Origin of the sequence: Thioalkalivibrio sp. AKL19 (assembly GCF_000420165.1) — a bacterium.
Classification (GTDB): Bacteria; Pseudomonadota; Gammaproteobacteria; order Ectothiorhodospirales; family Ectothiorhodospiraceae; genus Thioalkalivibrio.
Window position 1 is genome coordinate 202,915 of sequence record NZ_ATUK01000011.1, and the last position, 15,630, is coordinate 218,544.

The window sequence follows — 15,630 nt, forward strand, 5'->3', positions numbered from 1 at the left end:
GGGCGTCTAAGGAAACACTGATCAATGGGCCTGCATCCGGCTCGGTGCCCCGCCGAAGCGTTTTGGAAGGGCACTGGGGCCATTACGGCCGGCCTGGGCCCCTGTAACCGCCGTTTTTGGCGGTTACAGGGGCGATTTCCGGTCCTGCGGACACACTACCCCTGCGGCAGGAGTCCCCATCGTCGCGCACGGTACAGGTTCGCCAGGGCGAACAGGCTGTGCAGCTGCGCGGTGTTCTTCTTGAGGCCCCGGTAACGCACCTTGCGATACCCGAACAGGTTCTTCAGCACATGGAACGGATGCTCCACGATCGAACGCAACTGGGCCTTCTGTCGTTCATCGGCCCGCACCTGATCGCGTTCCGGGCCGTCTTGCATTGCGCGTACCGTGCCGCGCTTGCGCGCGATGTGCGTCTCCGGACGATGCCCGTTCAGGCGTTTCTCCGCACCGATGTAACCGGCATCGCCATGCAGGCTGGCTTCCTCGCCGTGGAGCAGTTCCGGCACCTGCGATACATCGGAGACGTTCGCCGCCGTGCCCTTCACGGTGTGAACCAGGCCGGTGACGACATCGGCCCCGATATGCGCCTTCATCCCGAAGTACCACTGGTTGCCCTTCTTCGCTTGGTGCATCTCCGGATCGCGGGCCTTCTTCTCGTTCTTGGTCGAGGGCGAGGCCGCGATCAGGGTGGCATCCACCACCGTGCCCTCGCGCAGCATCAGTCCCCGCTGCTGCAGATGGGCGTTGATCCGGTCGAAGATTACCTGGGTCAGGTTGTGCTGCTCCAGAAGCCGGCGGAACTGCAGCAGGGTCGTAGCATCCGGGGCGTCTTCGCGGCTCAGGTCGATCCCGACAAAGCTCCGGATCGCCCGACTGTCATAGACCGAATCTTCGATCCTTCCGTCCGACAGGCTGAAGCACTGATCCGCCACATACATCCGCAGCAACCGTTCCAGACCCATCGGCGGACGGCCCCGCTTCCCCTTCGGGTAGTGCGGTTCGATCGCCTCCACCACCGCCGCCCAAGGCGTGATCGCATAGAAACCGGTCCCACCGCGTCTGCTTGCGCTTGGCGGAATACTCAAGATCGGAACGGCTGCGCTGGGGCATCGGTCGTCACCTCGGGCAGAACGCCTGGCGCCATTATCCCAAACCCGTTCGTCGGGCGGGAGCGGCGGCGGCATAAATCAATGTTTCCCTACGTGCTCGTGTGCGCAGCTGATAGCGAGCTAACTGGTTCTTGCATGTTGACTCTTGCGCGGTGGTGTGGGGATCGGTTCCAGTCGCAGGAGTATGGTTCAAGTACTATATGACCCGTGCGCCCTTGTCCCACGGTAATTCCTGAGGAACGAATTCATGACGCCTGGCTACCCCCGTTCGCCCCAGGCAGACCGTATCGTGTTCCGATACAGCTTCCGTAATTGACGAATCTTGTATCGTAGCTCTGGAGTTCTGGCGCTGGCTGCGATTCGCGCCTTCAAGGGGGCGCGGAATCGGTACAGCTTCATCGCCTCCTGTAATTCTTTATCGTATGTTCTTCGTCCTCGAGTGGTTTCAGCAATATATCGAATTCGGTGCTTGTTATAGATGTCGAGATTGAAGGCTTCGGTGAATTTGTCCAGGGTTCCTATTATTTCCAGGCAAAGGAGTGTCCTGAGGCATTTCTCACAGCGCGAGCAGTTCTCCCCCTTTTCATTGGTTACGCATACGTCCAAGCCCTTTCGCGCGGTTCGGTTCTCTCCGATTGCCACTGTCTTCTGAACCCGGTTGAGCTCGCCACCCACGGGAAGTATCTCGATGGATTCAGTTCCTAGGATGGGCAGCAAGACAGGGTCTGTGTGCGCGATCGAGCCCGTTTGTCCAACAAATGTACTCGCATACGGATAGGCTGAAGAGTACAAGAATCGGGACGTTCTCTCCTGAAAGAGAAGTGCTGTCGCGCTGTTCCTTACCGAATGCGTCTGTACAAAGTCAATTTCTTTCGATACGTGGAAGAAGTCGTCCATATTTGAGTCAATCGGAACCAGTTCGAACCCCTCCTGGGATGCTTTTTGTTTTAGGTTTTCATATCGCTCGATGAACTCATTCGTATTGGATCGTTTTTGCGACCCTACATTGTGGTAGGTCAAAAAGGAGAGCCCAAACCCCTGCGGCGCATTGTCAGGATGGTATTGCGTCAGAGTGCAGAAGGAGTCCACCCCAGCGGAAAAGCCTGTCGCAACTAGCCCGTCTCCATGGTGCGGAGGACGTGGCGCGGGGGTTGCTTTGACCTTAACCTGTGTGAGGTAGGGCGCAATAGCCAGAAGGATCGTTTGAATTGGGCCGTTAAGGTTTCGGAGAAGCTTTTCGGATACGGTGGTGGAGAGATGGATATCTTCGCCTAAGGCCATGGCGGGGATGATAAGGGCGAGCGCGGCTGCGTCCGATGCTTCGGATATCATTTCGGCGTAACGGTGGAGCGTGCGGAAATATAGGGTGCCGGGCAGTCGTGGATGGTGAACCGTGGTTTCGAAAACGGCCCAGCCATCTTCTTCGCGTTTTTCCATTTGGGCGACGTGGATGGTCATGAAACTGTTCCGTAGTGGTGGTTTCCGGTTTCGCTATGTGATCTGGAGTTGAATTCGTCGATCTTTTTTTCTATGCGTCTAACACGGTCCTGAAGAATGCCTTCGCTACTGAGTTGGAAAGACCCTTTCTGCGAGAGCTGTTGCAGCTTTCGAGAGAAGGTATAAGCCTTAATGCGTGCAAGCAGCCAGCCATGGGGTGACCGGTGGGCGTGAGACCATATCGTTGGCAGCTTGTGGAAGCGGATGTCAGTCTGAATACTGGCGGACCAGTCGTACCACTTGCTCAGTAACATTTGTCGGTTTGTAATCACGGGAAGCCACGGTACGCGAAGTGCGTCGGCGGTGATCGCGCCGTGCATGGCGGAGCAGATGAGCTTGCGGGATCGTCCGATCTGATCGATTACGCTGTCGCAAGGGGCTTCCGGGTGAATGAAATGAACGCCGGCCTGCTCGCAAAGCTGGCTCATTCGTTTGGAGAAAAGGGCGTGATGCGGCATGAAGGCGCAGTCGATATCCTTTTTGCGGTTGAGGTCTTCGGTGCGGTGGAGGAGGATGCCGGGATCAGAGATGGCGAGTTTCGGGTCCAGGTTCAGGGAGGCGGCGGTCAAGGGACCCCGTACGAAGTGGACCGTCCAGCGCGCGATGGCTTCTGCAGGGACCGTTCCATAACCGAGGCCGCTGCCGAAGATGTGGAGAGTGCCCGAGGTGGGCAGGCGTTCGTTGAGCAAGGTGCCAATGCCGACAAACACCTCGTCGGATCCCGGCTCAGTCTCCAGTGGCGTATCGATGAAGCGTGGCCAGAGGTAGTCGTTAAGAGCGTCCCCAAAGTTGGGGTGTTTACGATAGCTGTAGAGATACATCTCTGGCTCCAGCACAATCCGGTGGAATGCCTCCCGGATGTTGGGTTTGCATGAAATGGCGGTGAGCGCGACGTGCTAGCCGCTTGATCCCCATGATGGAGTAGTCGCCTTGTCCGAGAATCCTTTGAAGGTCGCTGTGGTTATCCCGTACTTTCAGCGAGAGCGCGGTCTTTTGCGCCGTTGTGTCCAATCGGTGCTCGATTGGCGGGCTGGACTTTCGATATGCGTGATTGTGGTTGACGATGGTTCGCCCTTGCCGGCTGACCAAGAGATCGGGGACCTCCTGGATGATGGAGAGATCGTGATCGTCCGAAAGGAAAATGGCGGACCGGGTGCGGCAAGAAACACCGGTCTGGATCATGTGCCTCGCGACACACCGTTTGTGGCATTTCTCGATTCGGATGATCAGTGGATTGGGCCGTTTCTGGGAGATGCGGTTCGCGCGCTCGGCCGGGGCTTCGACCTGTTTATTGGCGATACGCAACGAACAGGGATTTCCAGAACGCGTTTCCAATGGGCGGATTCCCGGGAAGACAATATTCACCCGGAGGACCATCCACTGATCGATGCGGAGCATGAGCTTTACGAGTTTTCTGGCGACTTTTTCGATCTCCTGGTACGTCGAAGCAGCATCATTAGTGCGAATGCCATGGCATATCGACTGGATCGTTTTTCCAGGAACCGGTTTCCAGAGGGTCTGATGCAGGGCGAGGATCGGTTCTTCAAGCTGCAACTGGGGCAATCGCTGCGACGCGTAGCATTTTCGCCCCGTATTTATGCCGACGAAGGCGAGGGCGTGAATGTCTTCGACAAGTCGGGCTGGAAGACGGAAGGCTATCTTCGCCTGACATCCAACTACATTGCGCTCTCCCGCATGGTTCTTGAAGAGATTCGGCTGGATGAGAAGCAGCGGGCATTTGTGCGGGGACAGCTGGCGGACTCGCGGCGTTCTTTCGTCGCGGCCGTCTTGCACCAGCTGAGGCACCGTAAACCCCTGGACTGGTCTTTGGTGAGGGCGACGCTGCGTCGAGATCCGCTGGGGGCGGTCCTGTTCTTGCCGAACATCCTGGGCCTGGCCCTCGGACGCCTTGGACAAAAGGGTGGACGGCCAACGGCGTAAGCGATGTTGGGCGGCTAGCATGGCGCGTCCCGGTGCCGACTGGGCCATTCGAGTGTCAGTTCGGACATGTAAGTGCCTCTCAGGATGCTTTCGGGGCTCTGGCAAAACGCCATGCCACCGGCAATGGCGGAGGGCAAGGGCGTCTCGTGCCAGTCGCCAGATGAGTAATCGTGCTGGGCTCCGTTTACGGCTTGTCTGAACCCGCGATTCACCCGTCGCGTGTCGGTGACAGCGTGTCCGCCTGGGTTCAGGAGGGTGAGACCCTGCCGACCGCCGTATTCGAGGTTCAGCCGTTGCACGATGCAAGGCTTCTTCAGGGAAATGATCAGGGTGACAGTGCCGACGACGTCCCGGTATGTTGCTCTCCGCAGGGCGGCGCGCCGGCCTAATGCGCCATCCAGCAACCGCCAGTCGAGTGCTGCCAGGGTTCGCGCCGGTAGGCTTGTGTCGGCAAGGCGAAGCAAAGGGCGCGGGTGTCCCGAGAGCGTTACTCGCAAGCGTTCTTCCGAAGCCTCGCTTTCACACTGTTCGAAGTCCGTGAGTCCGAACAGGCGGTCGTCGATCAGGAACACGGGCGTCCAGCCCGCCAGGGCGGGAGCGTGCAGCAGGGCTTTTGCGGGTATTCGGGCAGGCGCGGGACAAAGCACGTTCCCTTGCCAGGTCACGTGCAATGGCACGCCACCGGCATAGCGCAGCTCCACGGTGTCGCGGCTGAAGGCCTGTGGAGGCTGCCCGTGCGTAGCGACCAGGGCAAGGGTGGCAGACGGTGTCCCGGCCCGGAGAAGCTCGGTCCCGATGTGGGCTGGCTGTGCGGCCTCGAGCGCATCGAGGTGGACGGCATGCTTGCGATCAGGGCGGTTCGTGCGACAGCGCGCCCATGCGACTATGGCCGCGGCCCAGGCGTTGTAGACCGACAGATGCATGTAGGGGTCCCAGCCTGTGCCCGAAATGGCGGTATCGGCGGGGTTCAGTGCCAGGAAGCCATCGGGTCGAATCTGGTCGGACCAGCGCCCAAGAAGGCCGCTCAACATCCGTCCGGATGCGGTGTCCTGGTGTGCGTCAGTTGCGGCCCCGAGCAGTAGCAGGCTCGCTACCAGACAGGCATCTCCAAAGAGCGCATGGCTGCTCCGGCCGAGGCCGCCAGCATGGCCGTGGCCGTCCCACACGTAGAGGCTCCATCGCAGCAGGCGCTCGATGGTGGGCCGCCATGCTTCCGGTTCGCCAAGCTCCGCGGCCATGACCGCCACGAATAACGCTTTGTGATGATAGGCCGCGGGTGTGGCCCCGCGTGCCGGTGTGCCGGGGCGGGCCGGGTAATCAACGAAGGCGCCTGAAGGGGTTGTCCAGCGGTCAACGAGTCCGCGCAGGCGCGCATGCGCCCGGGGTTCGGCCTTGCCGTTGGCCTCCTGCAGTTCGCACAGCCGGGCCAGCAAGGTCCAATTGTTGGATGGATAACGGCGCGCCAACTTGCAGCCTTGAGCCAATGCCCGGCTGTGCGCCACTTCGCTTGCCGGTGCCCCGGATCGCTCGAGGTGCTCCGCGAGCAGGTTCAGCAGGAAGCGGTTGAACGGGGCGTGCCCGGTCTGTTGCGCGGGCAGGGTCTCCCATGCCTCCAGGGGGTGCCGCCACATCCGCGAGTCGGGCCCATCCAGGATTGCAAGCGCGAGAGCGGCACCGGTTTGGCCGTAGTGATCTGCGGGTGTGGGGGCTTCATCGACTGGATCGTGCAAGCCACAGCCGGGCCGGATGTGTGTGCGTAATGCAGCGGCGAGCGTGTCGAGACAAAGGTCCAACCCGGGTACTACCGGGTTGGAGGGAGGGATGATCGGTATGGCCCCCATCAGGTCTGCATCCGCAATCGAGTCAGCCCCTGGACGATGACGGCCCCATCAGGGTGCCGGACATCACCGTGTCCTTGTCTGCGCGGACTGGGTTGGGTTCGGGATCCGGACCCGAGGCTGGTTCCGGCTCCATGGGCCGACTGGCTGCCGGGGCCGTGGCCGCTTGTGGGGCCTGTTCCAGTTCCCTGCGCATGATGACGGCCAGGGCGACAAAGGCATATAGCAGGTTGAAGTAGGCGACATCCAGGAAGATGCCGGATATCAGATAGCCCACGAGCCCAATCTGCAGGGCCCATGCGTATTCCGAAAGCCAGACTTCTCCCGTTTGTTGGCGCGCCGATCGCCGGATCCGATTGAAGGTCTGAAACGTGAAGGCGATCAGTAGCAGGAATACGGCCAGGCCGCCGAATCCGTGCTGCCCCAGTATCCCGAAGTACACGCTGTGGGGGGACAGTACGTGGCGCCAGCCACCCTCGAAATTGGCATAACTAATCCACCACTCATAACCTAGCGCTGTGTTGCGGAAGCCCATGCCAGTGAGCGGTCGTTCCAGCGCCATGTTCCAGGCCACGCCCCAGGACTGGATGCGTTGCATGGCGGATGTGTCTTCCTCGTAGGTCTCGATCGTCTGCCAGCGCTCGACCAGTGGCTCCGGTGCAGTGACGCCGACCACCGCTATCAGGAAAAAGCCGACGCCGACCATCAGCCATTTTTTCTGCATGTGCCAGAAGAGCAGGGGCACGATCGCGAGCAGGCCGACAAACGCCCCGCGCGAGTGGGTGGCGAGGATCGCGATTGCGGTGAGCCAGAAGACGCCGTACAGGAACCAGCTAATGGGGCGCGAGAATCGACGGAGCAGGTCGAATCCCAGGTCGACCCACTGGTGATGGAACATGCGCGCGCTTGCCAGGATGAGTGGCAGCACCATGAGCATGGCCAGGCCGATGTAGGTATTGCCGGAAAGGTAGGAGCCAACGGGCCCAAGGACCATGTGAGCCCCGCCCGTCTGGATGGCGAAGATGCCGCCCTTGAATCCGTAGAAGGCGAGCGAGGCGGTGATCACCAGCAGCAGCCAGACAATGCGGCGCTCGCCGTAGATCAGCAGGGGGGTGATGAAGGTGATCAGCAGGATCTTCATGAAGTGGATCCAGAAGTCCCAGGCGCCACTGGAATTCACCGCGAAGTGGCTGGTCATCGCGAAATACGCCGCCAGCGCGAACAGCATCACCGTCTCGCGGGTGAACGGAAACGGCTTGCGATCCTTTGCCAGGAACAGTGCGACCAGGGTCGCCCCGCCAAGGTAGGTGGCGAGGGGGGCCCCGCGCATGAAGGTCCACGCATGCCACTGGGGCGCAAAGAGCCCGACCCAGAACCAGGCCAGGATGCCGATCCACGCGTAGCGCACGATCAGGGGCACGAGCACGACGACGATCAGGGCGAGCAGGTAATCACGCATGCAGTTCGAACCTCGCGCCGCTATGGCCGGGACGGACGGAAAAGGGATGGCTCATGGCGCGTCTTTTCGGATGTTACACGCGGCGAGAGGCATTTAAGGCCGGGCCGACGAACGGACTACTAACGCTGCGGCCGGGTCGCGGCCAGCGGTGCAAAGTGCGTGGGGTATGATCGACCCGTCAGTCTCCGAGATCCCTTGGCGCCGAATGTCCTTTCTCCTGCACGATTCCGTATTGATGCAAGCCGAGCGCTCGGCGGCCGTGCCGGCCCTGCGCCATCGGGGTGCCGTCGAGGACTATGCGACGCTGGCGGCCAGTATCGGGCGCGCCGCGGCGCGCCTTATGGGGCGCGGCCTGGAGCGTCAGGAACGGGTGGCGGTCTACCTCGACAAGCGGCCGGAGACGGTGCACGCCCTGTTCGGTGCGGCTCGCGCCGGCGGTGTCTTCGTTCCGGTTAACCCGCTACTCAAGGCGGAACAGGTGGCGCACATCCTGCGCGACTGCAATGTGCGCATCCTGGTGACCTCCGCGGACCGCCTGGCGGCACTGCGTGCGGCACTCGCCGGGTGCCCCGACCTGCACACGGTGCTGGTGGTGGGGCAGGAGTCGAGCCAGGACTCGGGTCAGGACTCGGGCGATGCCGGGGGCGGGCATGTGCGAGTGGACGCCTGGGATGCCGAGCCGGATCGCGATGGATTGAGCGGGCACCGGGTGATCGATACCGACATGGCCGCGATCCTTTACACCTCGGGGAGTACCGGACGCCCCAAGGGGGTTGTGCTTTCGCACCGCAACATGGTCGCGGGCGCACAGAGCGTGTCGACCTACCTGGACAACCGGCCGGAGGATCGCATCCTCGCGGTGCTCCCCTTCAGTTTTGACTATGGCCTGAGCCAGCTGACCACCGCCTTCCGGATCGGGGCCGAGGCCGTGTTGCTGAATTACCTGCTGCCGCGCGACGTGATCCGGGCCGTGGAGCGCGACGGCATCACCGGCCTTGCGGCCGTCCCGCCTCTGTGGATCCAGCTCGCCCGCCTGGAATGGCCGGAAGCGGCACGCGCCTCCCTGCGCTATATCACCAACTCCGGCGGTGCGATGCCGAAGGAGACACTCGCGGCCCTGCGTGAACAACTTCCTCGCACCGATTGCTACCTGATGTACGGATTGACCGAGGCATTTCGCTCTACCTATCTCCCACCGGCCGAGCTGGACAAGCGTCCCGGCTCCATGGGCCGGGCGATCCCCAATGCGGAGATCCAGGTGGTCCGCGAGGACGGCAGCCCCTGCGCCCCCGGCGAGCCGGGCGAGCTGGTGCATCGCGGTGCGCTGGTCGCCATGGGGTACTGGAACGATCCGGAACGCACGGCGGAGCGTTTCCGCCCCGCGCCGGGCCAACCGCCCGGTGCGCCCCTGACCGAGATGGCGGTGTGGTCCGGCGATACGGTACGCATGGATGCGGATGGGTTCCTCTATTTCGTCGGGCGCCGTGACGAGATGATCAAGACTTCCGGGTACCGCGTGAGCCCCAACGAGGTGGAAGAAGCGGTCTATGCCACAGGGCTGGTGGCGGAGGCCGCCGCGCTGGGGGTGGAACACCCGGGCCTGGGGCAAGCGATCGTGCTTGTGGCCCTGCCGCAGGCCCCGGGGCTGCGGGCGGATGACCTGGTCGACGCGCTGCGCCCCCATTTGCCGGGCTTCATGCTGCCGGCGCATGTCGGTTTATGCACCGAGCCGCTGCCGCGCAACGCCAACGGAAAGATCGACCGCAAGGCGCTTGCCAGCGAGTTTGGCGACCTGTTCCGGGAAGGGGTGCCGGCGTGAACGATACCCGCCCCGACCACTGCCCGATGGACCAGTTCAGCGTGGTGGACGACTGCCTCCAGCTTGGAGGGCAGTCGCTCGTAGATCTGGCCGCGCGTATCGGACAGACTCCCTTTTATGCCTATGACCGGGACGCAATGACCCGCCGGGTCGCGCTGCTGCGTCGCAGCCTGCCGGATGGCCTCTCGCTGCATTACGCGATCAAGGCCAACCCGATGCCGGCGGTCGTACAACACATGGCCGGGCAGGTGGACGGGCTCGATGTGGCCTCGCAGCGCGAGATGCAGGTGGCGCTCGATACCGGGACCCGTCCGGATGACATCAGCTTTGCCGGACCGGGCAAGTCGGTGCCGGAGCTGGAGGCCGCCGTCGCGGCCGGGATCACCATCAACCTGGAATCTCCCACCGAACTCGAGCGGGTCGGCGCGATTGCCGCGCGTACCGGCTATCAGGCCCGTGTCGCGGTCCGGGTGAATCCCGATTTCGAGCTGAAGAGCTCCGGCATGCGCATGAGTGGCGGCCCCAAGGCCTTCGGGATCGATGCCGAACGGGTCCCCGACCTGCTGGCCCGCATTGGCGAACTCGGGCTGCATTTTCGCGGTTTCCATATCTTCTCCGGCTCGCAGAACCTGCGACCAGAGACCTTGGTCGAGGCGCAGGGGCAGACGTTCGAGCTTGCCCTGCGTTTGGCCGAGTCCGCCCCGGGGCCGGTCGAGATGCTGAACATCGGCGGCGGCTTCGGTATCCCCTATTTCCCGGGCGATCAACCGCTGGATCTCGGGCCGGTCGCGGAGCACCTGGAAGGCCGTCTGCCTGCGGTGCGGGATGTGCTCCCGGATGCAGAGATCATTCTCGAACTGGGGCGCTACCTGGTGGGCGAGGCCGGCATTTATGTGGCCGAGGTCCTGGACCGCAAGGAGTCGCGCGGCCAGGTGTTCCTGGTCACCAATGGCGGCCTGCATCACCACCTGGCCGCTTCCGGCAACTTTGGCCAGGTGATCCGCAAGAACTATCCGGTGGTGGTGGGCAATCGCGTGCGCGGTACCGAGCGCGAGGTCGTGAACGTGGTGGGCCCTTTGTGCACGCCGCTGGATGTGCTGGCCCAGCAGATGGAACTGGCACGCGCCGACGTGGGCGACCTGATCGTGGTCTTCCAGTCGGGTGCTTACGGCTACACCGCGAGCCCCACGCGCTTCCTCAGTCATCCAGAACCCGTGGAGATCCTGGTGTGAACGGCGCCGTTGCCGTGCCCCCGGAAAGCCCGGCCCTGCCGCTGGCGCGCCAGACGGTGTATCTGCCTTTCCGCTTCGGGTATCGCACCCTGGCGGAGCCGGTGCGCACGATGCAGGTGCTGCAGCTTCCGTTTACCCGGATTCGTGCCGAGCATGCCGAAGAGATCCTGACGGCCGCACCGGACGAGGACTGCCTGATCCGCTCCATGCCGGTGGAGGCGCCCCTGCCCCGCGTCTCGCGGTTTCGGGGGCGATTGCGCTTCGTGCCACGCCAATACCAGCGCCATTTCATCGATTTGACCACCGGGTGGGACGCCTATCAGGGACGGTTCAGCGCGAAGACGCGCGCGAGCATGCGCCGCAAGGTGCGCAAGCTGGCGGAGGCCTCCGGCGGCGCGGTCGACTGGCGTCAATACGACACGCCGGAGGGGATCCAGGAGTTTCATCAACTCGCCCGCGAGGTGTCGGCCCGGACCTATCAGGAGCGCTTGCTGGATGCCGGTCTGCCCGGGGGCAAGGCGTTCGTCGAGCAACTGGTGGAACGTGCTCGCGAGGGGCGGGTGCGCGGGTACCTGCTGTTTCTGCAGGGGCAGCCCATTGCCTATCTGTACTGTCCGATCGACGACGGGATTCTGCGTTACGCATTCCTCGGCTACTTGCAGGAGCATGCCGACCTGTCCCCCGGCACGGTCCTGCAGTGGCTGGTGCTGGAGGCGCTGTTCCACGAGGAGCGATTTGCCCTGTTCGATTTCAGCCCGGGGGAAGGCGCGCACAAGTCGCTGTTCGGGAAGGACTCCCGCTATTGCGCCGACGTGTACCTGTTGCGCCCGTCCTGGCGTAACCGCGCCCTGGTGTACTCGTATCTGGCGGTCACGGACCTTTCGCGTCTGGCCAGTGATGTCCTGAGCCGCTTGCAGCTCAAGGGCCGGGCCAAGCGTCGTGCCCGGGCGGCCGCGGCAGGCTGAGGGGCGATCGCTCGTGCGCCGACTGCGCCTGTCACCGATGACGTTCGAGGCATCCGCCCTGTGGCTGCTCAAGCGACTGACCGGTCTCCAGGTCCACTGGCTCTACGAACTGCGCGCGGCCGCCACGGACGGCGGGAGTCCGCACGGGGGGGCACCGGAAGTGTGCTACCACCAGTTTCGTGATGTGGCGGGGTTCGACGGTCTGCCCGAGGATCAGGCCCGGTCGATCGCGGGACACACCGGCCGCTCACCGCGGCGCCTGTTGCGCGAGGGCGGGCGCATCCATGCGCTGGAGGCGGGCGGACGAATCGTGTCGCAGCTGAACGTGCAGTTCGGCGCATTCGATGTCTCCACGCCGATTCCGTTGCGGTTCTCCCTGCCGGCCGAGGCGTTCTTTGTCTCCTTCCTGTACACGCCCGAATCCGAGCGCGGGCGGGGGCACGCCCAGGCACTGGTGCGGCATGCCTGCGAGACGCTGTTTCGGGAAGGCTACGGGCGCGCGTACTGCCACGTCCGCTCCACCAACATTGCCTCTCGCCGGGCATTCCGGCGCGCAGGCTGGCGGCCGGCGGGGATCATTGTCGCGACCACGTCCGGACGCCTTGTCGCCACCCCCGGTACCCGCCGGCGGGGCTTCGGCGTCACGCGCCTCAAACCCGCCGCAGAACCCTCCGGATCCGGTCCTTGAATTTCAGACGTGCGGCGAGGGCAGAGAGGGTGTCAGAGAGCCTGTTGAAGCTACCCAGCGAGGTGTAGAGGAGGGTCCCCCGCACGTTTCGGGGGAACAGGTAGAACTTGCCTTCGCGGCGCGACTGGTTCGAGAGTTTGCGTTTCGCCGCGTTGTCCCCATGCAGCATGTCGACACGCTGGACGGTCGGTGACAGCGAACAGAGGTCCTGGAGGGTCCGTGCTTGCAGCACAATGCCCGGATGCCATTCGGACCAGTCCGGGTCGTAGCCGATGTGGTGGCTGAAATAGGTGCCCTGAAAGACAAAGCCGACTCTCCAGGCGACCAGCTTCTGGTCCACAAACAAGCCGTAACATCGCGCGTAGCCGCGTTCGGCGGCGGCCTGCAGCATGCGCTCAATCCAGTGCCCCCGCTTCACCCCCAGTCCGAGCAGGCGGCTTTGGTAGGTGCGGGCCGATACGGGCTCGACGGTATCAAGAAACGCCGTGATCTCTTCCGGTCGGGAGAAGACATCCAGGCGTGCGCTTTGGCCGAAGTGTTCGTTGAATCGACGTTCACTGCGGCGGATGTCCTGGCGGGCCTTGCGTGGCAACGAGCCGAGATAGGCATCGAAGGTGCCTGGCAGGTCCGCCAGACGCCGCGTGTCTGTCTCGCCGCTTTGCAGTACGTGGTAGTGACGGCGGAGCTCGGCCGATTGCAGCGCCTGCCAAAGCGGTTCGCCTTCGACCACGCCGATCAGGAACACCACGCCGCGCCGGTCCAGGTGGCCTTTCAGCTCGCCGAGGACGGCCGTCAGGTCATCCTGCGACCAGTCGGGCAGGTTGCCGGTGAGTACATGGCGGCGGATCTCGATGCGCCTCAGGGCCATGCCACCGAGGACGAAGCTGAGGGCCCCGTCGTGGACATAGATGGGTAACTGGCGGGAGTCCCGCTCGGCCAGCAGCACGCTGCCGTGGCCGGGATGCCGCATGGCGAGCAGCCACTCCGGGTCATGCTCCATCATCGTGCCCGGCGCCGGGGGCGTGAAGGTCTCGCCCGGCGAGGCCTGGCGCAGGACCCAGTTCGCTGCGCGGGCACGATCGTTCTGGTGGGTCGCGGCGGCGCTGGGGGAGCGGGCCATGCTCACACCCCGACCGAGGCGTGGTTGAGGCGGTTGACGAGGATGCGCCCCAGGGCTCGATAGGCGGGGACATCAAGCGTGTCGTCATGGGGTGCTGCCGGCTCGTTTCCGAGTGTGCTCATGCAGGCCGCCTCCAGACCGGGCTGTTCCGCGACGAATTTGCACAGTCGCTTCAGGCGGTGGCGATTGACGCGATCAAGGGTCGGCGACCGGGCGGCGTCGCCCCGGTGCTTCACGAACTCGAATGGGTGGGTGAGGACCACGACATCCGATACGCCCTGTTCGCGGGCCTTTTTCAGGACGGTCCGGGTCTCCGGCCAGGAGCATCCCGTGATCGTGAGGGTCTTGTAGTGGCGTTCGCCCCGCAGGCAAAAGTCCGTGTAGGTGGTGACCGGGAACTCGCGTATGCCGTCGATATCGTGATGTCCGGCGAATAAGTGCAGCTCGGGCTCGCGCGGGCGGTAGATCGCCAGGCCGATGTTCGAGGCGATCCCCATGCCGCAGCGGCGCATCGCCGCGTAGACGCCAAGCCCGACCTTGAGCCCGCCGGTACGCAGGACCGTGGGCGCGGGCAGGCCCCAGCGGGTGAAGGTGTCCTGGCCCATCCGGATCAGCCGAACCTGCTCGTCCTCGCTGCGGCGGGTGATGTCATCGTTCGGCGGATTCGTCTGCAGCTGTTGAGACCAGTTCGGCTGTTCGAAGTACGTCCAGCAGGGGTGCAGGTGGAGTTGCACGTCATGCCCCCGCGCGGCGATCTCGCGCGCGATGCCCCCCATGAGCTCGTCTCCGAAATAGCAGGTGTTCAGGGTCTCGACAAAGAAGGTGCCGCGAATGCCGTACTGCTCCAGGGTCTCCAGAAGATAGCCCAGACCTTCCGAGCGACCATGGCGCTCGCAGTAGACGGACGGCGGGCCGATCGGCCGCCGGCCCTGCGGGTCGGCAAAGGCCCCGCCGATGCTGAATTCGGTGTCGACCGTGATGTGGACACGGGTGGTCATGCGGCGCGGCGTTCCAGGGGTCCGGCGAGGTTGCGGGCCAGGCGCAGGCCGAAGCGCAGGGGCGTGCGGTCCCAGGGGGTAAAGCGCGGGAGCTGGAACGGATCGGAAGCCGCGCGCGCGGCGCCGGCGGCGGTGGAGACGGCGGCATCGAAGCCGCACTCGCGCGCGATCTGCACGTGCGCGGCGGCGTAGTCGCGGTCCGGGCGGCCGTTGGGGTAGGCGAACAGGCGCAGCGGGCGGTCCAGCAGCGTTTCCAGATCGGCCTTGCCGCGCTGGATCTCGGCGCGCGCGGTCGTGGCGTCCACCTCGGTGAGGATCGGGTGGGTGGCCGTATGCCCGCCGATCCCCATGCCCGCTGCCACCAGTTCGCGGACCTGCGCGCGGGTCATCATCAGGTCGTCTGGCAGCTCCAGCCCGAAGCGCCGGGCAAGCGCCTCGGTGCCGGCTGTGCGCTGCTCCGCGGGCTGGTACTTGAACCGGCCGATCAGTTCGCGGATCAACTCCCGCCGGTCGGCGACCGTGTCCAGCTGCCGCTGTCCCAGCCCCTCCGGCGTCAGATCGATGGGTCCTGCTGGCAGGCGGCGTACGGTCTCGATCAGGGTATCGTTGAACATGCGCCCGCCGTCGAGATACCCGGTAGCGATGAAGAACGTGGCCGGCACGCCCGCCTCGCGCAGGATCGGCAGGGCGACCTCGGCGTTGTCGGCGTAGCCGTCGTCGAAGGTCACGCTGACCGCGCGGGCGGGCAGGGTGCCGGCCTGCAGGCGGTCCACGGCTTCGTCCAGTGGCAAGGGGTTCATGGAGCGGGCCAGCAGGCGCATCTGCCAGCGAAACTCATCGGCGTGCGGATCGCCGGGCAACAGCGGGTCGGGTGCGGGCAGGACGCGGTGGTAGATCAGGATGGACAGCCGCGCGCGGGAGCCGCCGGGCGACATCAGGGACAGCAGCGAGCGCAGCAGCATGC

12 protein-coding genes and 1 pseudogene are annotated in these 15,630 nt (G+C 64.1%); 5 read left to right on the forward strand and 8 right to left on the reverse strand.

Annotated features, from left to right (window positions below; genetic code table 11):
• Positions 1-155: 155 nt before the first annotated feature.
• From F817_RS13740 to F817_RS0105975, 3 genes and pseudogenes are all read right to left on the reverse strand, one after another.
• A pseudogene (locus tag F817_RS13740) lies at positions 156-1,110 on the reverse strand (IS5 family transposase).
• A gap of 257 nt (positions 1,111-1,367) precedes the next feature.
• Positions 1,368-2,567 (reverse strand): hypothetical protein, encoded by a 1,200-nt coding sequence (locus F817_RS14125; protein ID WP_081644465.1) that lies wholly within the window; start codon positions 2,565-2,567, stop codon positions 1,368-1,370.
• Positions 2,564-3,427, reverse strand: a complete 864-nt coding sequence (locus tag F817_RS0105975) for a hypothetical protein (RefSeq protein WP_024326793.1) — start codon at positions 3,425-3,427, stop codon at positions 2,564-2,566. Before F817_RS0105975 ends, F817_RS14125 begins: the two co-directional genes overlap by 4 nt.
• Before the next feature lie 109 nt (positions 3,428-3,536).
• On the opposite strand from F817_RS0105975, the gene F817_RS0105980 reads away from it, so the two are divergent.
• A complete protein-coding gene (locus F817_RS0105980) occupies positions 3,537-4,547 on the forward strand; it encodes a glycosyltransferase family 2 protein (protein ID WP_024326794.1) in 1,011 nt (336 codons plus the stop codon).
• A gap of 14 nt (positions 4,548-4,561) precedes the next feature.
• Here the strand turns inward: F817_RS0105980 and F817_RS0105985 are convergent, their stop codons facing one another.
• Together F817_RS0105985 and F817_RS0105990 are read right to left on the reverse strand one after the other, a co-directional pair.
• Positions 4,562-6,388 (reverse strand): hypothetical protein, encoded by a 1,827-nt coding sequence (locus F817_RS0105985; protein ID WP_024326795.1) that lies wholly within the window; start codon positions 6,386-6,388, stop codon positions 4,562-4,564.
• Between the two features lie 22 nt (positions 6,389-6,410).
• Positions 6,411-7,844, reverse strand: a complete 1,434-nt coding sequence (locus F817_RS0105990) for a putative O-glycosylation ligase, exosortase A system-associated (RefSeq protein WP_024326796.1) — start codon at positions 7,842-7,844, stop codon at positions 6,411-6,413.
• Between the two features lie 205 nt (positions 7,845-8,049).
• Between F817_RS0105990 and F817_RS0105995 the strand changes: the two genes are divergently transcribed.
• The 4 genes from F817_RS0105995 to F817_RS0106010 are packed head-to-tail and all read left to right on the forward strand — an operon-like array spanning position 8,050 to position 12,548.
• The gene (locus F817_RS0105995) at positions 8,050-9,663 is read left to right on the forward strand and encodes an acyl-CoA ligase (AMP-forming), exosortase A system-associated (RefSeq protein ID WP_042799100.1); all 1,614 of its coding nucleotides are present in this window, start codon (positions 8,050-8,052) and stop codon (positions 9,661-9,663) included.
• The gene (locus F817_RS0106000; RefSeq protein ID WP_018175569.1) at positions 9,660-10,895 is read left to right on the forward strand and encodes a pyridoxal-dependent decarboxylase, exosortase A system-associated; all 1,236 of its coding nucleotides are present in this window, start codon (positions 9,660-9,662) and stop codon (positions 10,893-10,895) included. The genes F817_RS0105995 and F817_RS0106000 overlap by 4 nt, the downstream gene beginning before the upstream one ends.
• Positions 10,892-11,860, forward strand: a complete 969-nt coding sequence (locus F817_RS0106005) for a GNAT family N-acetyltransferase (protein ID WP_018169288.1) — start codon at positions 10,892-10,894, stop codon at positions 11,858-11,860. Before F817_RS0106000 ends, F817_RS0106005 begins: the two co-directional genes overlap by 4 nt.
• Positions 11,861-11,897: 37 nt before the next feature.
• Positions 11,898-12,548, forward strand: a complete 651-nt coding sequence (locus F817_RS0106010; RefSeq protein WP_024326798.1) for a GNAT family N-acetyltransferase — start codon at positions 11,898-11,900, stop codon at positions 12,546-12,548.
• Here the strand turns inward: F817_RS0106010 and F817_RS0106015 are convergent.
• Genes F817_RS0106015 through F817_RS0106025 form a run of 3 tightly spaced genes read right to left on the reverse strand, consistent with a single transcriptional unit; the run spans position 12,511 to position 15,628 of the window.
• Positions 12,511-13,668 carry a GNAT family N-acetyltransferase gene (locus tag F817_RS0106015; RefSeq protein WP_024326799.1) on the reverse strand — a complete coding sequence of 386 codons (1,158 nt, stop codon included), beginning with the start codon at positions 13,666-13,668 and terminating at the stop codon, positions 12,511-12,513. The genes F817_RS0106010 and F817_RS0106015 overlap by 38 nt on opposite strands.
• 2 nt (positions 13,669-13,670) lie before the next feature.
• Positions 13,671-14,666, reverse strand: a complete 996-nt coding sequence (locus tag F817_RS0106020; protein ID WP_018650639.1) for a polysaccharide deacetylase family protein — start codon at positions 14,664-14,666, stop codon at positions 13,671-13,673.
• On the reverse strand, positions 14,663-15,628 hold the full coding sequence (locus F817_RS0106025; RefSeq protein ID WP_024326800.1) for a polysaccharide deacetylase family protein: 966 nt from the start codon (positions 15,626-15,628) through the stop codon (positions 14,663-14,665). Before F817_RS0106025 ends, F817_RS0106020 begins: the two co-directional genes overlap by 4 nt.
• Between the last annotated feature and the right edge of the window lie 2 nt (positions 15,629-15,630).